Source organism: Mycolicibacter virginiensis, from assembly GCF_022374935.2.
Taxonomy (GTDB): Bacteria; Actinomycetota; Actinomycetes; order Mycobacteriales; family Mycobacteriaceae; genus Mycobacterium; species Mycobacterium virginiense.
This window is the reverse complement of sequence record NZ_CP092430.2, coordinates 3660660-3685434: the sequence shown is the minus strand read 5'-3', so window position 1 is coordinate 3685434 and position 24775 is coordinate 3660660. Positions and strand designations below refer to the sequence as shown.

The following is a 24775-nucleotide window of genomic DNA, read 5'->3' as shown; positions in this document are numbered from 1 at the left end:
CAAGACGAGTGCGGTTCGCAACGAGTCCGGTTCGCGCCGGTGCGTGCGTGTGGGTGCACCGCCTGATTGTCGCTCAGAGGCGGGCAACCATCATGCGCCTGCCCTCCGTTGACGGCTGGGACTCATGGGGATTACCCGCCGAGCGCCGCCACCGCCGGCCCGAACATGGTGTCCTTGATCGCGCCCAGGGTGCCCGAATCCTTGCCGGCCAGCGGCCGCAGAAACTCGGTCGCGGCCGGGGTGACCGCGCCCTCGGCGGCGGTGCTGTCCACGATGCCGAAGGTCGCGGCGTCCACGCCGCCGAACCGGCGGCCGGTGGTCATCGACGCCACCTGAGCCTGCGGGGTGAGCTTGGCCTGGATCAGCGCCGCCATCCCCGGCGTGAACGGAATCCGGATGTCGACCTCGGGCAGGCAGAAGAAACCGCGGTCGGCGCGCATCACCCGGAAGTCGTGGGCCAGCGCCAGCATCGCGCCGGCCCCGAACGCGTGTCCGACCACGGCCGCTGCGGTGGGAATCGGCAGGGTCAGCACCCGCGCGAGCAGGGCGTGCACCCGGCCGACGTACCAGTCGGTGCGGTCGCCGTTGGCCATCAGCCAGTCGAGGTCCAGGCCGTTGGTGTAGAACTTGCCGCCCGCGGTGGTGACCAGGCCGTGTGCCTTCCCCTCGGCGTTGGCGGCCAGCACGTCGTCGAGCACCCCGTTGATCTCGTCGAGGAAGTCGGGGGAGAACCGGTTCTCGTCGTCGCCGAGGTCCAGCACGGCGATCGTGTCGTCATAGGTCAGGTTCATGGGGTGGATCCTTTCTGATTCATGCGGCGGTCCCAGCTTCGGCTCTCCTCCGTCGAGCCTCGCTGAACCGCCAGGGGTGGCCCGACCGACAACACGGCGCGGACCGCCGCGTGTAGGTGGGCACGGGCGATGGTGCTGCCCAACCGGTTTCGGCTGAGCACGATAGCGGTGGGTAGATCGACGACGCAGGTGGTGATGGTGTCGACGGCGGCGGCGTCGTGGCGCTGCCACAGGGCGTCCGCGAGCCGGATGAGCAAGCCGATCAGCATGGCGTCGGCGCCGCGGAGCTGCTCGGCCAGTTCCGGAGACAGGTCGTCGTCGGGCAGTTCGTCGCGCTGGATCGCGAACAGCAGCTTGCAGGCGTCGGGATGACGCTGCGCGAACACCACTGGCGCGTCGGCGGCGGCAACCACGGCCTCGAGTGGGTCGCAGACCGCGTCCACCAGCTCGCCCTGCACCGCCAGGAAGCGCCGGGTGGCCCGCAGCCACGCGGCGGCGACCAGCCCGGCCCGCGAGCCGAACCCGTGGTAGACCGCACCGTTGGAGGCGCCGGTGGCCTCCCCGATGGCGCGAATGGTCACCGCGGAGGGGCCGGACCGTGCGGCAAGCGTCTCGACGGCGTCGAGCACCTGCTCGGGGTCGTACACGCGCGGGCGGGGCATGGCCGTCACCGTAACAGAGCAAGTGCTCTGTTACCAGGTGCGGTCATCCGGACTCCGGCGTGACAGGATCGGACAATCATGAGCACTCCCGGATCCCGTCCCGTCGTATTCTCCGGCGCCCAGCCGACCTCCGACTCGCTTCACCTCGGAAACGCCCTCGGCGCGGTCGCGCAGTGGACCAGCCTGCAGGACGATCACGAGGCGTTCTTCTGCGTCGTGGACCTGCACGCCATCACCGTGCCGCAGGACCCGGAGACGCTGCGCCGCCGCACGCTGGTGACAGCCGCCCAGTACCTCGCGCTGGGCATCGACCCGGCCCGCAGCACCGTCTTCGTGCAGAGTCACGTTCCGGCCCATGCCGAACTCGCCTGGGTGCTCGGCTGTTTCACCGGTTTTGGGCAGGCGTCGCGGATGACGCAGTTCAAAGACAAGTCGCAGAAGCAGGGGGCCGATTCCACCACCGTAGGTCTGTTCACCTATCCGGTGCTGATGGCTGCCGACGTGCTGCTCTACGACACCGAGGTGGTCCCGGTCGGGGAAGACCAGCGCCAGCACCTGGAGCTGGCGCGTGACGTCGCCCAGCGCGTCAACGCACGCTTCCCGGAGACCTTCGTCGTCCCCGAGCCGATGATCCCGAAGGCCACCGCCAAGATCTATGACCTGCAGGACCCCAGCGCCAAGATGAGCAAGTCGGCGGCCACCGATGCCGGCTTGATCAGCCTGCTCGACGAACCGGCGAAAAGCGCCAAGAAGATCCGCTCGGCGGTCACCGACTCCGAGCGCGAGATCCGCTACGACCCGGAGACCAAGCCCGGCATCTCGAATCTGCTGACCATTCAGGCCGCGGTCACCGGTTCGGATGTCGAGTCCCTGGTCAACGGCTATGCCGGACGCGGCTACGGAGACCTGAAGAAGGAGACCGCGGAGGCCGTCGCCGAGTTCGTCACCCCGATCAAGGCCCGGGTGGATGAGCTGCTCGCCGACCAGGCTGAGCTGGAGGCGGTGCTGGCCGCCGGCGCGAGCCGGGCGCGCGCGGCGGCCGCCGCCACACTGGCGCGCGTGTACGACCGGGTGGGACTCCTTCCAGCACGGCCATGAGTAAAGCCGTGACCGACCAGTCCGACCCGACCAAGCCGGGCGTCATCGACCGCCTGCGCACCAGGTACGGCTGGTTCGATCACGTCATGCGTGCCCAGGAACGCTACGACGACGGTCAGGGCAACTTCTTCGCCGCGGGGATGAGCTACTACACCATCTTCGCGCTGTTCCCGCTGGCGATGGTCGGCTTCTCCGTGGGTGGTTTCCTGTTGTCGCGTCGGCCCGAGGTGCTCGACGAGATCGAACGCCGGATCAAGCATTCGATCCCCGGCGAGTTCGGCAATGAGCTCGTGACGCTGATGGACAGCGCGATCTCCTCACGGGCCTCCGTCGGGGTGATCGGCCTGGCGACCGCCGCCTGGGTGGGGCTGACCTGGATGGCCAACCTGCGCGAGGCGCTGTCGGAGATGTGGGAAACCCGCTCGGACAAACAAAGTTTCGTCTCTTCCAAGCTGTCGGATCTGCTGGCGATGGTGTGGGCGTTCGGGGCCATGCTGGCCACCATCGCCCTGACTGCCCTGTCCGACCCAAAGCTGATGCGAAGTGTCCTGCGCTGGCTGGGCGTTCCTGATTTCACCCTGCTGGGTGGGCTGTTGCGGGTCGCGTCGCTGATCATGGCGGCCGGGGTGTCGTGGCTGCTGTTCACCTGGATGATCGCCCGGCTGCCCCGGGAGTCGGTGAGCTTCAGCAGCGCGATGGAGGCCGGTGCCATCGCCGCGGTCGGCTACGAACTGTTCAAGCAGGCCGGCTCGGTGTATCTGCAGTCGGTGATCAACGGCCCGGCCGGGGCGGTGTTCGGACCGGTCCTGGGCCTGCTGGTATTCGCCTACGTCACCGCCCGGCTCATCCTGTTCGCCACCGCATGGGCCGCGACGTCGGCGGACAACCTGCGCACCGACTGACGGTGTGACCAGCCCCCGAAACGGGTAGTAGGGGACCATGACGCGCGAATCCACCTGGCCGAGTCTTCGCGTCGAGGACTGGGGTCCGACTCGGGACACCCTGCACATGTGGACCCAGATCATCGGCAAGATCCGCCTGGCGCACGCGCCCTTGGTGAACCACTGGTGGCAGGTGACGATGTATGTCACCGCGCGAGGGTTGACCACCTCGGCGATCCCCTACGGCAGCGATGTTTTCGACATCGAATTCGACTTCATCGACCACCGGTTGGTGATCCGAAGCAGCTCCGGTGCCACCCGGGCCACTCCGCTGCGGGAGCAGTCGGTGGCGGAGTTCTACACCACGGTCATGTCCATGCTGGCCGAATTGGGCCTCCAGACGCATATTCAGTCGCACCCCAACGAGGTCGAGCCCGCCGTACCGTTCGCCGACGACGTCGAGCACGCCTCCTATGACCCGCAGGCCGCCCACCTGTTCTGGCGGCAACTGGTGCAGGCGCACCGAGTGCTGGGACGATTCCGATCCCGGTTCATCGGCAAAGTCAGCCCCGTGCATTTCTTTTGGGGGGCAATGGATCTTGCCTGTACCCGGTTCTCGGGCCGAAGCGCCCCGACGCACCCCGGGGGCGCACCCAACTGCGGCGACTGGGTGATGGTGGAAGGCTACTCACACGAACTCAGCAGCTGCGGGTTCTGGCCGGGCGGCGGCGCCGAAGGTGGCTTCTATGCGTACGCCTACCCCGAACCCGATGGCTTCGCCGATCATCCGGTCCGCCCCGCCGACGCGTTCTACAGCAAGCAGATGGGCGAGTTCGTGCTGCCCTACGAGGCGGTGCGGCAAGCGCCCGACCCGGACCGGGTCCTGCTGGAGTTCCTGCAAGACACCTATGAAGCGGCGGCGGTGCGCGGCAACTGGGATCGCGCTGCCCTGGAAGCGGACCCGGACCGTTGGCGGGTGCAATCCCGTGGGTGAGCGGCTCCCGCCAGGCTCAGATCACTCCGGGCGGTGCGCGGTCAGCAGGAAACCGGGCATCTGACCGAACGTGGCGAACAGTGGAGCAGGGCGAACCTCATCGACGACCCAGCACGCCGAAACCTCTTCGCGTAGCTGCTCTTCGGTGAACTGGGTGGGTGTCGGACCCTCATGGTCGGCGAAGGCGCCGACGCCGAAGGCCAGAATGTAGAACCTCGCTCCCGGAGCCGCCGAGCGATGCATGGCCCGCAGATAGTTCTCCCGCAGCTCGTCGGGCAGGGCGTGGAGCAGCCCGCTGTCGAAGATGGTGGAGAACCGGCCGTCGTACCCGGTCAATGCGGTGATGTCGGCCGCGGCGAAAGTGGCGGTGCTCAGGCCGCGCTCGGCGGCGGCAGCGGTGGCGGCCGCGACCGCGGTGGGGGACAGGTCGATGCCGACCACCGTGTGACCGCGTGCGGCCAGTGCCAGGGACAGTTCGGAGTGGCCGCAGCCGGCGTCGAGCACGTCGTCGCGCACCGTGCCCGGCCGCGCGATCAAGGCCGCGTATTCCGGTTGCGGCGCACCGATGTTCCACGCAGGTGTCAGCTCTTGCCGGTAGGCGTCATCCCAGTCGATCTTGTGTGTCATGGTGTGTTCCTTTCGTTGTCGGTCACATCGCGGGCGGTGGTGCCCGGCGAGTCGAGGCCCCAGGCCACGATCCGCCGCGGGGTGATCCGGATGATGTCGCCGGACAGCCCGCCTTCGGTGCTTCCCGCGCCGAGCAGCGCGGTACCGATGCCGCGGATCTCGATGCCACGGGCTTGCGGCGGTTGTACCGAGATCACGGTGTCGACGATGAAGGCCACCTGGGGTTCCCGGAGCACGTTGCGCCACTTCTGGGTTTGCGAGAGTGCATGGCCGACGATGTCGATCGTGGTCTCGTCCGGACCGAGGTGGACACCGACCGGCCTGATCTGCGGGTCGCCGCCGGGGCCGAGGGTGGCCAATCGGCCGATCGGTTCGTCGCGTAGGTAGGCCAGCTCGGCGGGGGTGAATGTCATGCGCGCGCCTTTCGTTCGTCGCTGAGCCGGTTGCGTAGCCGGCTGAAGATGCGTTCGACGCAAGCCAATTCCTCGGCGTCCAAGTCATCGAGGAACAGCTCGCGAACCGAATGGGCGTGCTGAGGCATCGCCTGCTGGAGGGTCTTCAGGCCGGTGGCGGTGAGCACGGCGCGGTAGCCCCGCCGGTCGTCGGGGGCCGATTCCCGTACGGTCAGCCCACGTTTGGTCATCGAATCGATCTGGTAGGTGATCCGGCTGCGGGAGAAGACCATCCGGTCGGCGAGTTCGCTCATGCGCATGCGCTGTTCGGGTGCCGCGGCGAGCAGCATCAGCAGGTGATAGTCGATCAGCGTCAGGCCGGTCCGCTCGCGCAGCAGCTCGTCGAGCCGGGTCTCGAGTTCGATGCTGCTCGCGATATAGGCGCCCCAGGCCTGCGCCTGTCGGTCGGACAACTTGTGGTCGGACAACTTGTGGTCGGGCACTGCGCACCTCGTCTCCAGGGGAAAGTCGTACGTCTTTTGACTAACGGGCGACTATCGGGGCCGCTGTAGCTACTAAGCGGCTGTATGTCACCACCATAGCTACACCAACCAAGTAATACAAATTTGAACTATGTGGCCAAGCTGGGCCGCGCTTCACCCCGGCGGGGTAGGCGGTTTCTTACTTCTCGGCGCGCACCGGGTAGCGGCTCATGATCGACACGCGGTTGAACGCGTTGATCGTGATCGCCGACCAGATCAACAGCGAAACCTGATCGTCGGTGAGGTGCTCGCGCAGCAACGTGTACTCGTCGTCATCCAGGTGGGTGTCGGAGATCCAGGTGACCGCTTCGGCGATCTCCAGGGCGGCCCGCTCGGTGTCGGAGAACAGCTGGGTGTCTCGCCAGGCCGGCAGCACCGCGATCCGCTGCACGGTGTCACCGGTCTCCAGTAGGGCCTTGCTGTGCAGGTTCAGGCAGAACGCGCACCCATTGATCTGCGACACCCGCAGATTCACCAGCTCCAGGACGGTCCGCGACAATCCGGCTTCTTCGGCGCGTGCTCGCACCTCGGCTGCGGCGTCCAGGTAGGACCGGTAGACCGACGCGGACTGCTTGTTGACGGGAATCCGCGTCACGATCAGTCGCCGGCCGGGTCGACGAGGTCGGCGAACTCCGGGTGTTTGGTGATGTAGGCCTCGACGAACGAGCAGGTCGGTACGACGCGTTTACCCGCCGCGCGGGTGTCGGCCAGGGCTGCACCGATCAGCGTGCTGGCCAGGCCACGCCCGCCGAACGCCTTGTCGATCACGGTGTGGTGGAAGACCCGCTGATCGCCGCGTTCGAGGTAGTCGGCGAACCCGGCCTGCTCGCCGTCGACGGTGATCTTGTACTGCCCGTTGTCGTGGGTGACGGTCGGTTCGCTCATCTTTGCAGCCTATCCGAGCCAGGCGCCGCGCCGCATTACTCGCGAGACCCGCCAATCCCGATCCAGCACAACCAGGTCGGCGTCACGCCCGACGGCCAGAACGCCGCCCCGGTGCAGCCCGAGGATGCGCGCCGGCGTGGACGAGGTCATGCGCACGGCATCGACCAGGGCCGCATCGTCTGCCCCGAGCAGGCGCACCGCGGTCGCGAACAGCCGGTCCATGGTGGCGGTGCTGCCGGCGATCGTCGCCGTACCGCGCAGGCGGGCCACTCCGTCGGCGACATCGACGTCGAGCCCGCCGAGACGGAACGCACCGTCGCCGACTCCGGCGGCGGCCATCGCATCGGTGACCAGTGCGACCCGGTCCGGGCCGGCGGCGGCCACCACGTGCCGGATCACCCCCGGGTGCAGATGCACGCCGTCGGCGATCAGCTCGACGGTCACCCGTGGATCGGACAGCAGCGCCGGAACCGGTCCCGGCTCGCGATGATGCAGTGCCCGCATCGCGTTGAACAGGTGCGTGCCGACCCTCGCTCCGGCGTCGACGGCCTGCTGCGTCAGTTCGTAGCTCGCGTCGGTATGTCCGACGGCCACAACGATTCCCGCATCCACCAAGCGCCGGATGGTTGCGATGGAGCCGGGCAGCTCGGGTGCCAGCGTCACCATCCGGATTGTGCCGGCGCCGGCGACCAGCAGCGCGTCGACCTCGGCGTCCGCGGGGGCGCGCAGTTGTCCGCTGTCGTGTGCGCCGCAGTGCAGCCGGCTCAGCCACGGCCCCTCCAGGTGGATGCCGTCCACCACACCCCGCCGGGTCGCGGCAGCCAGTGTGTGCACCTGCGCCAGCAGGGTTTCCGGTGACGCGGTCACCAAGCTGGCCAGGCCGCCGGTGGTGCCGTGCGAGGCGTGCAGCGCCGCCGCGCGGTCCGGATCGTCGGCGTAGGAGACGCCGGCGCCGCCGTGGGAGTGCATATCGACGAAGCCGGGCACCAGCACGCAGTCACCAAAATCGGTGTCTGGCCGAGTCGGAGGTGGCCCGGCCCCGCAATCGGCAATGCGCCCCTGGGCCACCGACACCCAGCCGGGCCGGTGCACCTGGCCGTCGAGCACGACGGCGCCCGCGGCGATGACGGTCATGCCGAGGCCTCGCTGTCAGCAACCAGCGCTCCGGTGTCCCGGCCTTCGTCGGCGGGCCAGCGTCCGCCGTTCTCCCAGAAGTGCCGGATGTCTTCCAGTTGGCGGCCCTTGGTCTCCGGGGCGTAGCGGTACACGAAGCCCAGGCTCAGCATCGCCAGCACGCCGAACACCGCGAACGTCCCGGCGCCGCCCAACGAGGTGAGCATCGTCAGGAAGACCGCGGCGACGATCGCATTGGCCACCAGGTCGGAGGTCAGCATCGCCGAGGACCCCATTGCTCTCATCCTGGCCGGCAGGCTCTCGCCGGCGTACACCCACACCAGGGAGCCGAACCCGAAGGTGTAGCCGACGGTGAACAGCAGCACCCCACCGAACTTGACCGCCGCCAGCGCGTCACCGAACGTCTCGCCGGCGGCGAACACCGCGACCAGCAGCAGGTTGGCGGCGACCATCGCGGCGATCCCCGACAGCAGGATCGGCCGCCGGCCGACACGGTCGATGATCAGCAGTGAGACGACCATCGCGGCCAGGGCGGCGACCTGCACCAGCGCCGGCAGGACCAGCAACGCGAAATCGCCTTCGAAGCCCATCTTCTCGAACAGTCGGGGGCTGTAGTAGACGATCGCGTTGATCCCGGTGATCTGGATGAAGAAGCCCAGTGTCACCACGAACAGCGTCGCCCGCAGGTAGGGCGGCCGCAGCATCTCGCGCAGCACGCCGACGCCGCCGGCCTGCTCCTCGGTCAGCGTGCGGCCGATCTCGGCCAGCTCGCGCTGCGCGTCGGCGCCGGGTTCGATCCGCCGCAGGGTGCGTTCCGCGTCGTCGACGCGGCCCTTGAGCAGATACCAGCGCGCGGTGTCGGGGACGCGTGCCAGCAGTAGGGCAACCAGCACCGCCGGGACCGCGGCCAGACCCAGCATCGCCCGCCAATTGCCGGTGCCGGCCAGCAGGTAGGCGAACAGATAGCCGGCGATGATCCCGATCACCGTGGCCACCCCGTAGGTGACCAGCAGTGCGCCCCGGGCGTGAGCCGGCGCCGACTCGGCCACGAACACCGGAACCACCACTACCGATACGCCGATGGTGATGCCCAGCAGCAGCCGCGCCACGGTCAGCGTCGACACCGACGTCGCCGCCGCTCCCAGCACCGCGAATACCGCGTAGCCCAGCGCCACCGACACCATCGAGCGTTTCCGGCCGATCGCGTTGGCCAGCCACCCGCCGGCCATGGCGCCGACGATCTCGCCGATCACCGTCGCGGTGGCGATCATCTCCTGCTGGGACTCGGTCAGCCCGAAGTCGCGCTCGATGAACAACAGCGCGCCGGCGATGTTGGACAGGTCGTAGCCGTAGATGACGCCGACACTGGCGGCGGCCACGCCCACCAGCAGCGCCAGCGGCGAGGAGCGGCGCAGTTCGGCGAATCGGCCCATCTGGCTCACCGTAGGGGATATGAATCCAGCCGATCAGGCTCGGGTGAGAACCCGGGGGCCGATCTGGTGGGCGAGTTCGAGCGCGAGCTCGACCGCCAACCGTCGCGCGCTGGGCGGGTGACCCAGCAGCTCGGTGGCGCGCGCCACTCGCTGCAGCACCGTGTTCCGATGAGCATGGAGGCGGGCCGCGGCGCGCGGCGCGTTCTCGGCCTCGTCGAGGAACACCCGCAAGGTCTCGCGCAGCCGCTCCGCGCTGGAATTGTCGGCAGCCAACGGCCCCAATGTGGTGGCCACGAATTCGGCTGCGCGGTCCAGGTTCTGGGTGGCCAGTTCGGTGACCTCCAGCTCATCGTAGAGCCCGATCCGGGCCCCGGCCGGGTGCGCGGCCAGCACCCGCTGGACGGCCAAGGCCGCGGTGTGGGTGCGGCGGAAGCCGCCGATACCGCGCCGGGCGGGACCCACCGCGACGCGGATAGTGGGGTGGATGCGATTGGTCGCCTCCCGCAGGGCATCCAGGGCCGGGGCGGCCTCACTGCCCAGCCACGCCCACAACGTGGACGTTCCGGCAGGGAGCGTCAGGGGGCGCCGCGCACCGGCGGCCTGCGCCAGCACCCCGGCGGCCGATTCCAACGCGCCCTGGATCTCGCCGAGCGGGGGAGCCCACAGCACCAGCGCGGTGTGGTGCCGGCCCAACTCGTAGCCCAGCTGTTCGCTGGCCCGCCGACTGTCGATCGGGGCGTCGTCGAGGATCAGCCGGATGGTCTCGGCGCGGCGTGCCAGCGCACCGCCGAGCACCTCCTCGCGTTCCCGCTGCGCCTCGGCGATCACCTGGCTGACCACGTGATCGACGTACTCGAACATGCGTTGTGAGGAGACCTCCAGCAGCTGCAACAGCAGCGGGCCCGGCGGGACCATCCGGGCCGCATGCGCCATGTAGCGTTGCCAGCCGACATTCTGTCCGCGGCGGTAGGACTGGAATAGCACGTCGAGGCCGATCCCGCGCCGCGCGATGGTCCGGGCGACGTCCAGGGCCTCGGGTGGGACGTTGAAGGGGACCGGCCGGTCGTCGCGGCGGGCGAACATGGTCATCACCCGGGCCAGGTTGGCGCGGTTACTCGCCGACATCTCCGCGGTCAGCGCCGCATCGGCACCCAGAAACGGGCTCAGCTCGATCTCGGCCGCGTCCATCTCCGCGACCAGCTCATCGATCTCGGTCAGCATCAGTTCGGCCACGTCGCCCATCAGCGCGACGACGTCGGAGGGCGGCGGCAGGACATCCATCCGATGAGTGTGCCATCGCACACATATCTGCAAAAGATCTGAGCGAACAGACATACCGCACCCGCTCGTCGCGACTTTAACGTGAACCACGCCACACCCGGTGCTCAGAGGAGATTTGCGTGACAATCACGGCCCCCAGCCAGACGCAGACCACGGACTTCGATGTCCTCATCGTCGGCGCCGGCATCTCCGGGATCGGCGCGGCCTATCACCTCAAGGCCCGCCGGCCGGGTACGTCGTTCGCAGTCCTCGATGGCCGGGACTCCATCGGTGGCACGTGGGATCTGTTCCGGTATCCCGGGATTCGTTCCGACTCCGACATGGCCACCTTCGGCTTCGGTTTCGCGCCCTGGACGCACCGCAAGGCGATCGCCGACGGGCCGATCATCATGGACTACCTGCGTCAGGTGGTCGCCGACAACGAGCTGACCGAACACATCCGGTTCGGCTACCGGGTGCTGACCGCGGACTTCTCCCGGGAACTCGGCCGCTGGAGCGTCACCGCCGAGCACACCGGCAGCCGCGCCACGGCGCGGTTCACCGCACGATTCCTGTTCCTGGGCACCGGCTACTACGACTACGACGCGGGCTTCACGCCGGAGTTCGCCGGGGTCGAGGAGTTCGGCGGCCAGGTCATCCACCCGCAGCACTGGCCACAGGATCTGGACTACACCGGCAAGCGGGTGGTCGTGATCGGCAGTGGCGCAACGGCGGTCACGCTGATCCCCGCGATGGCTCCCAAGGCCGGTCACATCACCATGCTGCAGCGCTCGCCGAGCTACGTGTTCTCGACCCCGGCCGAGGACCCCATTGCCAACATCTTGAACAAGGTGCTGGGCCCGCAGCGCGCCAACCCGATCATCCGCCGCAAGAACATCGTGCTCAACCGCGGAATCTTCAAGGCCTGCAAGCGCGCGCCGGAGCTGATGCGCCGGCTGCTCATCGCCAATGTGCGTCGCCAACTGCCGAAGAACTTCGACGTCGACACCCACTTCACCCCGCGCTACGACCCGTGGGACCAGCGGCTGTGCATGGTGCCCGACGGTGACCTGTTCAAGGCGATCTCATCCGGGCAGGCCAGCGTGGTCACCGATGTGATCGAGAAGTTCACCCCGACCGGCATCCGGCTGGCCTCGGGCCGGGAGCTGGCCGCCGACCTCGTCGTGACCGCCACCGGGCTCACCATGTCGGCCTTCGGCAAGATCGCGCTGCGCATCGACGGTGCACCGGTGAATCCCGCGGACACCACGGTCTACAAGTCGATGATGCTGTCCGGGGTGCCGAATCTGGTGTTCGCCTTCGGCTACACCAACATCTCCTGGACCCTCAAAGTCGACTTGGTCTGCGAACACTTCTGCCGGTTGCTCGACTACATGGACGCCCACGGACACCAGCGCGTCGAGCCGGTTCTCGACGATCCGGGCATGCCGCGGGTGCCACTGCTCGATCTGGGGTCGGGCTACGTGCAGCGCGGCGTCGCACAGTTCCCGCGCGCCGGCACAACCGGGCCGTGGACGGCCGACATGGCCTACGAAAAAGACGTCGAACGGCTACGTGCGGGGCCGGTTGAAGACAGTGCGCTGCGCTTCAGCGCCGACAGGCCTGCCGTGCGGGCATCGGTAGCGAGGTAGTCCTATCGCCACATCACAGACCCCAAACAACAACTCAGCAAATACCTTTCATCACTTTCTGGAGAATCTCATGGCCCACGTCGCAGTCACCAACCGTCCAACCTTCACCACTGCCAACCGGGAGGAGCGCCGTCGGCTCTCTCGTCGGCTGGTTCGCGTCGCCAGCGTGGCCGGCAGCATGGCCGCCGGCGGGCTGGCCATGGCGCTGACGGCGCCGCACGCGGCCGCCGAGGCCGCCGCCCTGCAGGGCGCCGTGGCGGCCCTGGAGCAGGCGCAGGCCAGCATCGCCGACTTCGACGCCAACGATCCGCTGTTCGACTTCATCAATCACGGGGCGTCGGATTCCATGCTGCCGCAGTACGTGCAGAACATGTCGTCGACCACCCTGGCACTGCTGCTCGCCCAGTACAACACCGGCATGCTCAAATTCCCCGGCCTGGGCGAACTGCCCGTCCTCAACGGCGCCGGCTATCTTGCCGCCCCGTTCATGTGGAACGCCTCGGCCGCCGACCCGCAGTCGTACCTGATCTACGGCAACCCGGACAACCAGTACGGTCTGATGCCGCTGGACCCGAACGCCAGCTACACCATCACGGTGCACCCCGGTGACGGTTCCATCGGCGGCGGGCTGGCCACCTACTCGGGCAGCGTGGTGAACTCGAACTTCGCCCCGATGGAGAGCTTCAGCTTCGCCAATGCGACCCCCAACGCCGACGGCAGCTACACCATCATCGTCAGCCCCACCGACCCGGGCAACGGCGCCAACTGGTTCAGCAGTGCCGGGGCGACCTCGCTGCTGGTGCGCGACACCGTCGGTGACTGGGGCCAGATCCACAACGACGTCCACATCGTCAAAGACGGTGCGGACCAGAGTGTTCCGTGGCTCAACGACGACCAGATCGCCACGATCCTGGGCATCACCGGCAAGGTGCTGCCACTGGCGAATATGTCAGACACCTACTACCACCAGATCCAGTACCCGCTGCTGAACGACCCGAACGAGTTCAGCAAGCTCGGCGACACCTCCGCCAACGTCCCCGGGCTGACCTTGCCGGGCCAGGTCACCAGCCTGGGCAACTTCGCGCTGGAGCCCGGTCAGGCACTGGTGCTCAAGGTGCCCGAGCTCGAGGCCGGCTACCACGGTCTGCAGGTCACCAACGAATGGGGACAATACGTTCCGTTTGCCAGCGCGACCGGCAGCCTGAACAACACCCAGATATTCCAGGGCAACGACGGCTACACCTACTACATCCTCAGCAACCAGAACCCCGGTTACGCGAACTGGGTGAACATCGGCGACCTGACCAACGGCGGCGTTATCCTGCGCTGGCAGGACGTCAGCGGGACGATCACCAACCCCAATATCGAGACCACCGTGGTGCCGATCTCCGACGTCAAGGACTACCTGCCGGCGGACATGCCGACGGTCACCCCCGAGGAGTACGCCACCCTCGCCCAGGAGCGACTGCTGGAGTACGGCTACTCCTTCCACCAGTCGTCGAATATCAACTGGCTCTGGGACAACCTGCAGATCGGCCAGATCAAGGCCGCGATCGGCTCGGACACCTTCGACCAGCTGTTCGGCGGCCAGGGCGATGTGCCGTCGGTCTTCGACCGGATGGTGTCGACCGACCTCGGGCCCAACTGGGGCAACGTGTTCAACAACGTGCTGGCCCACCCCGAAGGCGCCTTCAACGCGCTGATCAACAACCTGCCGCTGGCCATCAAGGACATCGAGTTGCCGAGCGTGCTGGCCGGGCTGCAACTGCAGCACCTCACCGAGCAGACGTTGGCGGCGATGCAGACTGGCGAGTACTGGTCGGACTCGTCGAACCTGCTGTCCAGCTTCAACGCTTTCGGCACCGTCATCAACGACGCACTGTTCGACCCGGCCACCAGCATCACCGCCGCCTTCCTCAACGCGCGCGATGACTTGTCGGTGGGGCTGCTCAACGCCACTGACGACACCGAGCTGACCAACACCCTGTGGGCGCAGCTGTCAGAGCTCAACGACACGCTGGCGCAGGCACTCGGCGGTATGGCGCTGTGAAAACCACTGCGGCGGTATTGCTGGAGCCGGGCAAGCCGTTCGAGATCATGGAACTCGATCTCGACGGCCCCGGCCCCGGGGAGGTATTGATCCGGTATGTCGCTGCTGGACTGTGCCATTCGGATCTGCACCTGACCGACGGTGATCTGCCACCGCGGTATCCGATCGTCGGCGGACATGAGGGCGCGGGGATCATCGAGGATGTCGGTCCCGGGGTGACGAAGGTAGCCCCCGGTGATCACGTGGTGTGCTCGTTCATCCCCAGCTGCGGGAAATGCCGCTACTGTGCCACTGGCCGCCAAAGCCTGTGCGACATGGGCGCTACCATCCTGGACGGCTGCATGCCGGACGGAACGTTCCGATTCCGGGGCGCCGGCAAGGAATTCGGCGCCATGTGCATGCTGGGCACGTTCTCCGAGCGTGCCGTGATCTCTGAACATTCGGTGGTCAAGATCGATGACTGGCTGCCGCTGGAGACCGCGGTGCTGGTCGGCTGCGGGGTCCCCACCGGCTGGGGTGCGGCCACCTACGCCGGCAACGTCCGGCCCGGGGACATCGCGGTCATCTATGGGGTCGGCGGTATCGGCATCAACGCCGTGCAGGGCGCACTGCACTCGGGCGCCAAGTATGTGATCGTGGTCGACCCGGTGGAGTTCAAGCGGGAGACTGCGCTGAAATTCGGTGCCAGCCATGCATTCTCATCGGCGAGCGAGGCCGCCGAGAAGGTCCACGAACTGTCCTGGGGGCAGGGTGCGGACCAGGCGATCGTTACTGTCGGCACCGTCGAGGAGGAAGTGATCTCGGCGGCGTTCGACGTCGTGGGCAAGGGTGGGACCGTGATCGTGGTCGGGCTTGCCAGCCCGGAGAAGCTGACGGTCCACGTCTCGGGCATGATGCTGACGCTGATGGAGAAGACCATCAAGGGATCACTGTTCGGCTCGGCCAACCCGCAGTACGACATCGTGCGGCTGCTGCGGCTCTATGACGCCGGACAACTCAACCTGGACGAGTTGGTGACTGCTCGCTACCGGCTCGAGGACGTGAACCAGGGGTATCAGGATCTGCGGGACGGCAAGAACATTCGCGGAATCGTGCTGCACTCCGGAGCGTGATCGGTCAACGCCGTAAGGGGTGCTCGGCCAGGGTCGCGTACCAATAGGTCAGCCCGGCCGCGACGAATTCGACGGCGCACGCCGCGGTGAAGGCCGGATGCGGCATGCCGACGTCGGCCATGGACATCAGCCGGGAGACTCCGAGCAACGCCATGGTGGCGGCCAGCAGGCGTACGGCTCCGGCCGGGATCGGGGAGCGTCGAAAGGCTTCGAGGTAGCCGACTCCGAAGCCGATCAGCAGGGCGCCGGCTGCGCGGGCCTCACTGTCCACCGTCGCGTTGACGGCCTGGCCGTCCGGAATGGAGTCCAGCGAGAACGCCATCCGGCTGATCCCCAGCGCGATCAGCAGCAGCCCGGTGAGCCAGCCGAAGGCGCGCAGGGACTTGATCACCATGCCGAGCCCCTTCCGGGGCGGCGGTTCACCGCCCGGGCGCCCATGATGAGTCCGAATACGACGATCGTTCCGAAGATGGCCACCCCGACGCGTACCGGCACCGTGTCGTCGGACGGCGGCAACAGCATGGCCTGCGGGTTCGGGGCGTCGGCCGGGCCTCGGGCCGCCACCAGCGACGGGTCGGGCTCGATCAGCGTCCCGACTCGGGTGCCGGCCGGGACGGAGAAGCCGTAGTCGAGCAGCTGCGCGGCCTGCTGCCAGGGCGGGATCGGCTGCCGGGTGCCGCGCAGCAGTACTGCCACCAGCCGGCGTCCGTCCCGGGTCGCGGCCCCGACGAACGTCTGCCCGGCGTCATCGGTGTAGCCGGTCTTGCCGCCCAGCGCGCCTGGGTAGTTGTAGAGCAGCTGGTTGTCGTTCTCCAGCTGGTAGCCGGGTGTGTCGCCGTAGCCCGGGAAGTCGAAGGTGCGGGTCGCGACGATGTTGGTGAACGCCGGGTTGTTCCAGGCGTAGCGGTAGAACAGTCCGATGTCGTAGGCCGAGGTGCTCATGCCGGGCCCGTCCAGCCCGGACGGGGTGGCGGCACGGGTGTCGCGGCCGCCGAGCCGCGCGGCCAGGGTATTGATCTTGTGCAGCGCCACATCCCAGCCGCCGAGTTGCATGGCCAGGGCGTGCGCGGCGTCGTTGCCCGATCCCATCAGCAGGCCGTGCAGCAATTGGTCGACGGTGAAGCGGCCGCCGGGGCCGACGCCGACGCGGGTGCCTTCGGCGTTGGCGTCTTCCTGGGTGCCGAGAACCACCATGTTGGGGTCCAGCTCGTTCAGTGCCGCCATCGCGGTCAGCACCTTGATCACACTGGCGGGCCGGTGCCGGCCGTGCGGATCGCGGGCCGCGATTACCGCGCCGCTGTCCAGGTCTGCCACCAGCCAGGATTCGGCGGAGACCTCGCTGGGCACTGGCGGGGTGTCGGGTGCGGCCACGATCCCGCAGCCGGACAGGGCCTCGCCGCCGACCGGGGTGGCCGGCACGGGCAGTGGCAGCGGGGGCGCGCCGGCTTGGGGCACTTCGGAGGCGTCTACCGCGGGCGGGGTGTTGACCTGATACGGGCAGCCGACCGTTCCCGCGTTCAGGCCGGGGGTGGGATCCGCCCCGGCGGCAGGGGCGACCAGGGGAGCCGTGGCGAGAAAACCCGCCGCCACCAGGGCTGACACCGAGCGCAGAGAAGTCATCGTGTGTGCAGGGTAGGGCAAGGGCAGGGCAAATATGGGGAGCCACGCTGTGGCTGGTGGGACGGAAGTTACAGCGGGAGGCTACAGCCGGAAATACGCCAGGCCCGGCCCGGCGATCCGGCCCATCCACAGCCGGCCGTCGGCCTCCACCACTCCGGTGGCCAGCCCGAAGTCGGGGTGTTCGGTGCGGTACTGGGCCAGCACCCGCCCGTCGTCGGCGTCGAAGCCGACCACCCACACCACTGACTTCGGGTCGGGCAGCCAGCGATAGGGCAGCAGTCGCCACAACAGCCGACGCAGGACCGGCGCACGAGGGCTCAGCCAGTCCGACAGGGCGTTGCGATCGGAGACCATCGCGACCCAGATCCGTCCGTCGGGCCCGGTCGAGATGTTGTCGGGATGACCGGGCAGCTCCTGCACCAGCGGCGTGATCGAACCGCGGTGCGGGCCGGTCAGCCAGTACTTGGACAGTCGCCGGCCGGTGCTCTCGGCGAACACCACGGCCGATTCGTCGGCAGTCAGCGTCACACCGTTGGCGAAGTGCAACCCCGTCGCCAGCACGCTCACCGTGCCGTCGGGACTCCGCTGCATTAGTGACCCGCTGCCGCGTGCCTCGATCACCGAGCCCTTGTAATGCTCGTAGCGGAACCGGCTGGTGGACTCGGTGAAATAGATTGTGCCATCGGCTGATTCGACGGCATTGGAGCAGAACGTCAGCGGCCGGCCACCCACCTCGCTGACCAGGGTCTCCAGCTGCTGGGTCTGCGGGTCATAACGCAGCAGGCCGCGGTGGCTGTCACAGATCAGCAGTCGGTGATCGCGGGTGAAGGCCAGGCCCAGCGGGCGCCCGCCGGTGTCGGTCACCACCCGTGGTGCGCCGCCTGCCGAGTCGACGGCGATGATGCGGCCGTCCTCGACCCCGGTCCAGATGCTGCCGTCGGCCGCGGCGACTACGTCCTCGGGCGCGGTACCGGGTATATCGATGAGGGTCAGTGTCGGGGTGGAATCCGGCGGGGGCAACGGCCGTGATCCCGGTGGCTGCCAGCGGACGGGGTCGATGCGCGGCTTGGACACTCCTGCATTGTGTCGCAACGCCCTTAGTCGAGGCAGGCCTAGGCTGGTGGCGATGACCGCATCGGTGGAGGATTTCGAGGCGCTGCGGCCTCACCTGTTGGCGGTGGCCTACCGGCTCACCGGCATGTTCGCCGATGCCGAGGACATCGTGCAGGACGCCTGGCTGCGGTTCGACGCCGCCGAACGTGACCACATCGTCGACCCGCGGGCGTGGCTGACCACGGTGGTGAGTCGCCTCGGCCTGGACCGGCTGCGTTCGGCGGCGCGGCGTCGTGAGTCCTATGTCGGCGAGTGGCTGCCCGAACCGGTGGTGACCACCATCGACGACGACGCCGATCCGTTGTCGTCGGTGGTGGCCGGTGAAGACGCCCGGTTCGCCGCCATGGTGGTGCTGGAGCGGCTGACTCCCGATCAGCGAGTGGCGTTTGTGCTGCACGACGGGTTCGCGGTGCCGTTCGGCGAGGTGGCCGGGGTGCTCAACACCACCGAAGCCGCAGCCCGCCAGCTGGCATCGCGTGCCCGCAAGGCCGTCACCGCTGATCCGCCGCCGCGGCCCGATCCGCGCCACGAGGAGGCGGTCGGCTCACTGATGGCCGCGATGGCGTCCGGCGATCTGGCGGCCGTGGTGGCGCTGCTGCACCCTGACGTGACGTTCACCGGCGACGCGAACCGCCGGGCGCCGACCGCCCCGCGGGTCATTCGCGGGCATAAGAAGGTGGCGCGGTTCCTGCTCGGCCTGGCCCGCCGCTACGGCCCGACCCTGATCACCGCGAACCAGCTGGCCCTGGTCAACGGCGAACTCGGCGCCTACACCCCAGGGGCGCCCGGCGCGGACGGGTTCCCCGAGCTGATGCCGCGCGTCACCGCGATGACGGTGCGCGACGGGCGAGTAGTGGCGATCTGGGATATCGCCAACCCGGACAAGTTCACCGGATCCCCGCTGCGCCCCGCCAACCGATCGGAGGAAGAACGTGGCCAATAGCATCTCAAAGAAAATGGGCGCGTTGATGTTTCGCGCCATGGACAAGATGCGCCACCGCGATGCCTTTGACATCGCCGACCCCACCGGAACGGACTTCACCGGCTTCGACAAGTACCGCCAGATCCTGCTGGTCACGTTCAAACGGTCGGGCGAGGCGATGCCGAGCCCGATCAATCACGGCGTCGATGCCGGAAAGCTCTACGTCCGCACCGACGCGTCCACCGGCAAGGTCAAGCGAATCCGCAACAACCCGAACGTCGTCGTGGTCCCCAGCAGCCTGCGCGGCAAACCCGAAGGACAACCGGTGGCCGCGATCGCCCGGATTCTGCCCGAGTCCGACCATGCGCTCGCCGAACGTGCGATCGCCGCCAACTGGAGTCCGGTGATGCGGATCTTCGAGCGCGGTCTGGACAAGGGCAGTGCGGCAGCGGGCCTCCCGATCGCCTACATCGAGATCACCCCGGCGAGTCAGCCTCGTTGATCCTCGGTGGCCCACGGCACCCGGCAGGCGTCTCCGGAGTTGAAGCCCTGCTCGGTGATGCCCAGCGCCGAGTACATCCGGGATCGCATGTTCTCCACGCCGATCTGGTAGGTCAGCTCGATCACGCCGGCATCGCCGAAGCGGTGTTGCAGATCGGCGACCTGTTCATCGGTGACCGAATGCGGATCGGTGGTCATCGCGTCGGCGTAGGCGATCGCGGCCCGCTCGTCGTCGCTGTAGAGCGGGGAGGTCGCGTAGTCATCGATGTGCTTCAGCCGGTCGGTGTCGATGCCTTCCAGGCGTTGCAGCATGGACCCGAAGTCCACGCACCACGAGCAACCGACGGTGCGGGCGGTCCAGAACACCGCCAGATCCCGCGGGCCGGCCGGCAGCTTGCGCGACGCGGACTGCAGCAGGCCCTCGTGCACCGCGTTGGCCACCAGCAGTCGCGGATGATGCGCGGCGACGGCGAAGGGTTCAGGAACTTCACCGAAGCGTCGCTTGGCGTAGCGGTACATGGCACGCACCAGCATGTTGGTGCGTTTCGGCGGCAGTGGGTCGATGCGAGGTTTGGTAGTCATACCCCTTAGACGGGACAGCCCGGGAAAGTGTGACGAGCAGACGCGGCCCTCAGATCAGGAAGGGGACCAGCGCCTTGCGGTCGGTCGGGTAGTCGACGAACTTCTCCTGGTACCACTTGTGGGTGCCCAGCGCCCGGGGGATCAGGTTGCCGGCGGTGATCAGCAGGATGGCGACGCCGGGCAGCGCCCAGGTCAAGATCGCGAAACCGGCCCACGCCATCATCTCGCCCAGGTAGGCCGGGCTGGTGACGAAGCGGAAGCCGCCGCCGAACGGAATCCGGTACTCCGCGCCGCCGGGGTTGTTCTTGTCGCGCAGGTTGCGCACGATCGACTCGGAGTTGACCAGCAGCGCGAACCCGCACAGGTAGACCGCCAGGCCCACCAGGAACCGCGGGTCGGTCAGCCAGCCGGTGCCGTAGGTGTGAAAGTAGTCGTGGCTGAACAGCGCACCGTTGAGGTAGCCGTGCATGGAGGTGACGAGCATGCCCATCACCACCACCGAGATGTTGAAGGTGCTGCGCTTGCCGGGCACCTGGCGGATCGCCAGCGGGAAGAACCAGCCGCGGTTGGCGTAGTGCAGCGCCCAGATCCCGGCCAGCACCAGCGACGTCGGCTCGAAGCGGGCCGGCCCGCTGAGGTAGGCGACCAGGAACACCACGGTCGCCGGGATCTCCATCAGCCACCAGCCGAACTTGGGGTTCAGGTTCAAGCCGAGCTTGGTCGTCGAGAACCGGCCGTAGGAGCTCTGGCCGAAGAAGCCGCCGACGATCACGAACGCCGCGAAGGCGAACGCTGCGGTCAGGACGGTGTCGTAGACGGTGTTGCCGGTGTACCAGTGCATCCCTGTGTCCTATCACGCCGTCGGATCTAGCTGGCGAGCAGACGCCAAAGCCCCCATTTCGCGGCGGAATAGGGGGCTTTCGCGTCTGGTCGCGGAGGGTCAGCGAGCGAACATCAGCGCCCGCTTGACCTCCTGGATCGCCTTGGTGATCTCGATGCCGCGAGGGCAGGCATCCGTGCAGTTGAACGTGGTGCGGCAGCGCCACACCCCGTCGACCTCGTTGAGGATGTCCAGGCGCTCGGCGGCGGCCTCATCGCGGCTGTCGAAGATGAACCGGTGCGCGTTGACGATCGCGGCCGGCCCGAAGTAGGCACCCTCGCTCCAGTACACCGGGCAACTCGTGGTGCAGATGGCGCACAGGATGCACTTGGTGGTGTCGTCGTAGCGCGCACGGTCGGTCTGGCTCTGGATGTGCTCGCGGGTGGGGTGGTTGCCCGAGGTGATCAGGTACGGCTTGACCGCCTTGTAGGCATCCATGAACGGTTCCATGTTGACCACGAGGTCTTTTTCCACCGGCAGCCCGCGCAGCGGTTCGATGGTCAGCGTCAGTTCCTTGCCCGGCTTCTTGGGCAGGATGTCGCGCATCAGCAGCTTGCAGGCCAGCTTGTTGTTGCCGTTGACCCGCACCCCGTCGGAACCACACACGCCGTGCGCGCAGGACCGGCGGAAGGTCAGCGTGCCGTCCAGGTAGCTCTTCACGTAGATCAGCAGATTGAGCAACCGGTCAGTCGGCAGTGCCGGAACCCGGAAGCTCTGCCAGCCGCCGGTGGCGGCGTAGGCGTCCGGGTTCTCCGGGTTGTAGCGGGCGATCTTGAGCGTGACCATCTGCGCGCCCTCGGGAACCGGGGGCAGCGGCGGGTCACCGGCGGGCGCAGAGTCGACCAACGCCGCCGGTGCAGCGCTCGACGACCCGGGGGAGCAGCAACCGCCCTCGGACGAGCAGCAACCGGAGTCAGCTGAGGAGGACATCAGTACTTCCGTTCCTTCGGTTCGTAGCGGGTCTGCACCACCGGCTTGTAGTCCAGCCGGATGTCGGCGATCAGTTCGGAGCCCTGCTTGTAGGCCATGGTGTGGCGCATGTAGTTGACGTCGTCCCGGTTGGGGTAGTCCTCGCGGGCGTGCCCGCCGCGCGACTCCTGGCGGTTCAACGCACCCAGCACGGTGACCTCGGCGAGCTCCAGCAGGAAGCCCAGCTCGATCGCCTCCAACAGGTCGGAGTTGAAGCGCTTGCCCTTGTCGTGCACGGTGATCCGGGCGTAGCGCTCCTTGAGCGCGTGGATGTCGCTCAGCGCCTGCTTGAGGGTCTTCTCGGTGCGGAACACCGCGGCGTTGTTGTCCATCGACTGCTGCAGCGCGCCACGGATGTCGGCCACCCGCTCGTTGCCGTGTTCGGAGAGGATGTCGGCCACCCAGCCGGTCACCATGTCGGCAGGGTTCTCCGGCATATCGACGAAGTCGTGCGCGTTGGCGTACTCGGCGGCGGCGATGCCCGCACGGCGGCCGAACACGTTGATGTCCAGCAGCGAGTTGGTGCCGAGCCGGTTGGCGCCGTGCACCGACACGCAGGCGCATTCGCCGGCGGCGTAGAGGCCCGGCACGGTGTTGGTGTTGTCGCGCAGCACCTGCCCGGTGTTCGTGGTCGGAATGCCGCCCATCACGTAGTGGCAGGTCGGGTAGACCGGCACCAGTTCCTTGACCGGGTCCACGCCCAGGTAGGTGCGGGCGAACTCGGTGATGTCGGGCAGCTTCTCCTCGAGCACCTCTTCGCCCAGGTGGCGCACGTCGATGTAGACGTAGTCCTTGTTCGGTCCGGCGCCGCGGCCCTCGAGCACCTCGAGCACCATCGAGCGGGCCACGATGTCGCGCGGGGCCAGGTCGACGATCGTCGGGGCGTAGCGCTCCATGAACCGCTCACCGTCGGCGTTGAGCAACCGGCCACCCTCGCCGCGCACGGCCTCGGAGATCAGGATGCCCAGGCCGGCCAGACCGGTCGGGTGGAACTGGTGGAACTCCATGTCTTCGAGCGGCAGACCCTTGCGGAACACGATGCCCAGGCCGTCGCCGGTCAGGGTGTGCGCGTTCGAGGTGGTCTTGTACATCCGGCCCGAGCCGCCGGTGGCGAACACGATGGCCTTGGCGTGGAAGACGTGGATGTCACCGGTCGCCAACTCGTAGGCAACGATGCCGGTCGCCACCGGGCCCGACGGCGTCTCGGTGAGCACCAGGTCCAGCGCGTAGAACTCGTTGAAGAACTCCACGCCGTGCTTGACGCAGTTTTGGTAGAGCGTCTGCAGGATCATGTGGCCGGTCCGGTCGGCGGCGTAGCACGCGCGACGCACCGGGGCCTTGCCGTGATCGCGGGTGTGCCCGCCGAACCGGCGCTGGTCGATGCGGCCTTCCGGGGTCCGGGAGAACGGCATGCCCATGTTCTCCAGGTCCAGCACCGCGTCGATGGCCTCCTTGGCCATGATCTCCACCGCGTCCTGGTCGGCCAGGTAGTCGCCGCCCTTGACGGTGTCGAAGGCGTGCCACTCCCAGTTGTCGTCCTCGACGTTGGCCAGTGCGGCGCACATGCCGCCCTGGGCCGCGCCGGTGTGGCTGCGCGTGGGGTAGAGCTTGGTCAGCACCGCGGTGCGGGCCCGCGGGGCCGCCTCGACGGCCGCGCGCATCCCGGCGCCGCCGGCACCGACGATCACCACGTCGTATCGATGTTCTTGAATCACCGCGATATCACCCGTTCGCTACCGAATCTGCCGTCAAGAAATGTTCGCGTCGAAGCTCAGCAGCACGTAGCTGCCCAGCACCAGCGTGAAGATGATCGACACCGCCAGCAGCGTCATCAGCCAGAACCGGCTGCGGGCGCTGCGGGTGTAGTCACCGATGATCGTGCGCAGGCCGTTGCCGCCGTGCAGTTCGGCCAGCCACAGCAGGCACAGGTCCCAGACCTGCCAGTACGGATGGTGCCAGCGCTCCGCCACGTAGTTGAAGTCGATGCGGTAGACGCCTTCCTGCCACATCAGCATCACGAACAGGTGCCCGAGCACCAGGAAGATCAGCACGGCGCCGGAGAACCGCATGAACAGCCAGGTGTACTTCTCGAAGTTGGGCATCCCGCTGTGCCGTTGCGGCGCACGGGGGTCGCCGAGGCTGGCGGGGCGGTCGCGGTCCAGGCCGCGAACCGGGGCTATCGGGCCCCGGCTGCCTTGTACGTCAGTTGTGCTCATAGGAACCGCTCCACCATGTGCATGCCGATCCGAACCACGACCGGGACCATTACCACCAGCCAGATGACGCCGACGGCCACCAGCATCTGGCGGTGGTATCGGGTGCCCTGCCACCAGAAGTCGATCAGGATCAGCCGGACCCCGTTGAGACCGTGGAACAGCACCGCGGCCACCAGGCCCAGCTCCATCAGGCCGACCAGCGGGGTCTTGTAGGTGGCGATCACCTCGGTGTAGGCCTCCGGGCTCACCCGCACCAGGGCCGTGTCGAGCACGTGGACAAACAAGAAGAAGAAGATCGTCGCACCGGTGATCCGGTGCAGCGCGAACGCCCACATTCCCGGGTCGCCTTTGTACAGACTCTGCCGCCGGAATCGCGTCGCATCCGACCGCGGCCCCGGCACCGCAGTCGCATCGGCGGATGTCGCCGTCATCAGCGCCTCCAAATTTTCTGCAGCGGCC

General features: G+C 67.8%; 26 protein-coding genes and 1 pseudogene. 8 read left to right on the top strand and 19 right to left on the bottom strand.

Going from position 1 to position 24775, the window contains the following annotated elements; translation table 11 throughout:
* Positions 1–131 precede the first annotated feature (131 nt).
* The gene (locus tag MJO54_RS17970; RefSeq protein ID WP_065152472.1) at positions 132–791 is read right to left on the bottom strand and encodes an enoyl-CoA hydratase-related protein; all 660 of its coding nucleotides are present in this window, start codon (positions 789–791) and stop codon (positions 132–134) included.
* Complete coding sequence (locus tag MJO54_RS17965) at positions 788–1453, bottom strand: TetR/AcrR family transcriptional regulator (RefSeq protein ID WP_065152471.1); 666 nt, start codon at positions 1451–1453, stop codon at positions 788–790. The genes MJO54_RS17970 and MJO54_RS17965 overlap by 4 nt, the downstream gene beginning before the upstream one ends.
* 78 nt (positions 1454–1531) lie before the next feature.
* On the opposite strand from MJO54_RS17965, the gene trpS reads away from it, so the two are divergent.
* The 3 genes from trpS to MJO54_RS17950 are packed head-to-tail and all read left to right on the top strand — an operon-like array spanning position 1532 to position 4426.
* Positions 1532–2551, top strand: a complete 1020-nt coding sequence (gene trpS, locus MJO54_RS17960) for a tryptophan--tRNA ligase (protein ID WP_105295307.1) — start codon at positions 1532–1534, stop codon at positions 2549–2551.
* Positions 2548–3453 (top strand): inner membrane protein YhjD, encoded by a 906-nt coding sequence (gene yhjD, locus MJO54_RS17955; RefSeq protein ID WP_105295308.1) that lies wholly within the window; start codon positions 2548–2550, stop codon positions 3451–3453. Before trpS ends, yhjD begins: the two co-directional genes overlap by 4 nt.
* Positions 3454–3490: 37 nt before the next feature.
* Complete coding sequence (locus tag MJO54_RS17950; protein ID WP_046283474.1) at positions 3491–4426, top strand: DUF5996 family protein; 936 nt, start codon at positions 3491–3493, stop codon at positions 4424–4426.
* A 21-nt stretch (positions 4427–4447) separates the two neighbouring features.
* Here MJO54_RS17950 and MJO54_RS17945 read toward each other — a convergent pair whose 3' ends face one another.
* The 8 genes from MJO54_RS17945 to MJO54_RS17910 all read right to left on the bottom strand — a co-directional run bounded on the left by MJO54_RS17945 (position 4448) and on the right by MJO54_RS17910 (position 10720).
* Positions 4448–5053 carry a class I SAM-dependent methyltransferase gene (locus tag MJO54_RS17945; protein WP_240175260.1) on the bottom strand — a complete coding sequence of 202 codons (606 nt, stop codon included), beginning with the start codon at positions 5051–5053 and terminating at the stop codon, positions 4448–4450.
* The gene (locus MJO54_RS17940; protein WP_240175259.1) at positions 5050–5466 is read right to left on the bottom strand and encodes a PPOX class F420-dependent oxidoreductase; all 417 of its coding nucleotides are present in this window, start codon (positions 5464–5466) and stop codon (positions 5050–5052) included. Before MJO54_RS17940 ends, MJO54_RS17945 begins: the two co-directional genes overlap by 4 nt.
* Positions 5463–5948 carry a MarR family winged helix-turn-helix transcriptional regulator gene (locus MJO54_RS17935; RefSeq protein WP_240175258.1) on the bottom strand — a complete coding sequence of 162 codons (486 nt, stop codon included), beginning with the start codon at positions 5946–5948 and terminating at the stop codon, positions 5463–5465. The genes MJO54_RS17940 and MJO54_RS17935 overlap by 4 nt, the downstream gene beginning before the upstream one ends.
* 178 nt (positions 5949–6126) lie before the next feature.
* On the bottom strand, positions 6127–6582 hold the full coding sequence (locus MJO54_RS17930) for a carboxymuconolactone decarboxylase family protein (protein ID WP_082108124.1): 456 nt from the start codon (positions 6580–6582) through the stop codon (positions 6127–6129).
* A 2-nt stretch (positions 6583–6584) separates the two neighbouring features.
* Positions 6585–6872, bottom strand: coding sequence for a GNAT family N-acetyltransferase (locus tag MJO54_RS17925; RefSeq protein WP_046283469.1), 288 nt, complete (start codon positions 6870–6872; stop codon positions 6585–6587).
* A gap of 9 nt (positions 6873–6881) precedes the next feature.
* Positions 6882–8006, bottom strand: a complete 1125-nt coding sequence (nagA, locus tag MJO54_RS17920) for an N-acetylglucosamine-6-phosphate deacetylase (protein ID WP_240175257.1) — start codon at positions 8004–8006, stop codon at positions 6882–6884.
* On the bottom strand, positions 8003–9421 hold the full coding sequence (locus tag MJO54_RS17915) for a sugar porter family MFS transporter (protein WP_434085449.1): 1419 nt from the start codon (positions 9419–9421) through the stop codon (positions 8003–8005). Before MJO54_RS17915 ends, nagA begins: the two co-directional genes overlap by 4 nt.
* Positions 9422–9472: 51 nt before the next feature.
* Positions 9473–10720, bottom strand: a complete 1248-nt coding sequence (locus MJO54_RS17910; RefSeq protein WP_065152470.1) for a PucR family transcriptional regulator — start codon at positions 10718–10720, stop codon at positions 9473–9475.
* A 119-nt stretch (positions 10721–10839) separates the two neighbouring features.
* On the opposite strand from MJO54_RS17910, the gene MJO54_RS17905 reads away from it, so the two are divergent.
* The 3 genes from MJO54_RS17905 to MJO54_RS17895 all read left to right on the top strand — a co-directional run bounded on the left by MJO54_RS17905 (position 10840) and on the right by MJO54_RS17895 (position 15513).
* Positions 10840–12351: a flavin-containing monooxygenase gene (locus MJO54_RS17905; protein WP_240175255.1), complete on the top strand. Its 1512-nt coding sequence runs from the start codon at positions 10840–10842 to the stop codon at positions 12349–12351.
* A gap of 70 nt (positions 12352–12421) precedes the next feature.
* A complete protein-coding gene (locus MJO54_RS17900) occupies positions 12422–14401 on the top strand; it encodes a hypothetical protein (protein ID WP_240175254.1) in 1980 nt (659 codons plus the stop codon).
* Positions 14398–15513 (top strand): NDMA-dependent alcohol dehydrogenase, encoded by a 1116-nt coding sequence (locus MJO54_RS17895; protein WP_046286134.1) that lies wholly within the window; start codon positions 14398–14400, stop codon positions 15511–15513. The genes MJO54_RS17900 and MJO54_RS17895 overlap by 4 nt, the downstream gene beginning before the upstream one ends.
* Positions 15514–15517: 4 nt before the next feature.
* On the opposite strand, the gene MJO54_RS17890 is transcribed toward MJO54_RS17895, so the two are convergent.
* From MJO54_RS17890 to MJO54_RS17880, 3 genes are all read right to left on the bottom strand, one after another.
* Positions 15518–15907, bottom strand: coding sequence for a DUF4345 domain-containing protein (locus tag MJO54_RS17890; RefSeq protein ID WP_065152467.1), 390 nt, complete (start codon positions 15905–15907; stop codon positions 15518–15520).
* Positions 15901–17133, bottom strand: a complete 1233-nt coding sequence (locus MJO54_RS17885) for a D-alanyl-D-alanine carboxypeptidase family protein (RefSeq protein ID WP_024441939.1) — start codon at positions 17131–17133, stop codon at positions 15901–15903. The genes MJO54_RS17890 and MJO54_RS17885 overlap by 7 nt, the downstream gene beginning before the upstream one ends.
* Before the next feature lie 81 nt (positions 17134–17214).
* Positions 17215–18207, bottom strand: a complete 993-nt coding sequence (locus MJO54_RS17880; RefSeq protein ID WP_105294481.1) for an SMP-30/gluconolactonase/LRE family protein — start codon at positions 18205–18207, stop codon at positions 17215–17217.
* 52 nt (positions 18208–18259) lie between these two features.
* Here MJO54_RS17880 and MJO54_RS17875 point away from each other — a divergent pair, with 52 nt between their 5' ends.
* Both MJO54_RS17875 and MJO54_RS17870 read left to right on the top strand, forming a co-directional pair.
* Entirely contained in the window at positions 18260–19189 is a 930-nt protein-coding gene (locus tag MJO54_RS17875; protein ID WP_064890920.1) for a sigma-70 family RNA polymerase sigma factor, read from the top strand.
* A 13-nt stretch (positions 19190–19202) separates the two neighbouring features.
* Positions 19203–19670, top strand: coding sequence for a PPOX class F420-dependent oxidoreductase (locus MJO54_RS17870; protein WP_434085412.1), 468 nt, complete (start codon positions 19203–19205; stop codon positions 19668–19670).
* Here MJO54_RS17870 and MJO54_RS17865 read toward each other — a convergent pair.
* From MJO54_RS17865 to sdhC, 6 genes and pseudogenes are all read right to left on the bottom strand, one after another.
* Positions 19658–20290, bottom strand: a pseudogene (locus tag MJO54_RS17865) (carboxymuconolactone decarboxylase family protein); the annotation flags it as partial. The gene MJO54_RS17870 and the pseudogene MJO54_RS17865 sit on opposite strands and share 13 nt — an antisense overlap.
* Before the next feature lie 10 nt (positions 20291–20300).
* Positions 20301–21092 (bottom strand): phosphatidylethanolamine N-methyltransferase family domain-containing protein, encoded by a 792-nt coding sequence (locus MJO54_RS17860; protein ID WP_046286139.1) that lies wholly within the window; start codon positions 21090–21092, stop codon positions 20301–20303.
* A 99-nt stretch (positions 21093–21191) separates the two neighbouring features.
* On the bottom strand, positions 21192–22061 hold the full coding sequence (locus tag MJO54_RS17855) for a succinate dehydrogenase iron-sulfur subunit (RefSeq protein ID WP_233428609.1): 870 nt from the start codon (positions 22059–22061) through the stop codon (positions 21192–21194).
* A complete protein-coding gene (gene sdhA / locus MJO54_RS17850; RefSeq protein ID WP_046286140.1) occupies positions 22061–23815 on the bottom strand; it encodes a succinate dehydrogenase flavoprotein subunit in 1755 nt (584 codons plus the stop codon). The genes MJO54_RS17855 and sdhA overlap by 1 nt, the downstream gene beginning before the upstream one ends.
* A gap of 33 nt (positions 23816–23848) precedes the next feature.
* A complete protein-coding gene (locus MJO54_RS17845) occupies positions 23849–24316 on the bottom strand; it encodes a succinate dehydrogenase hydrophobic membrane anchor subunit (RefSeq protein ID WP_046286141.1) in 468 nt (155 codons plus the stop codon).
* Positions 24313–24750 carry a succinate dehydrogenase, cytochrome b556 subunit gene (gene sdhC, locus MJO54_RS17840; RefSeq protein ID WP_165604536.1) on the bottom strand — a complete coding sequence of 146 codons (438 nt, stop codon included), beginning with the start codon at positions 24748–24750 and terminating at the stop codon, positions 24313–24315. The genes MJO54_RS17845 and sdhC overlap by 4 nt, the downstream gene beginning before the upstream one ends.
* Between the last annotated feature and the right edge of the window lie 25 nt (positions 24751–24775).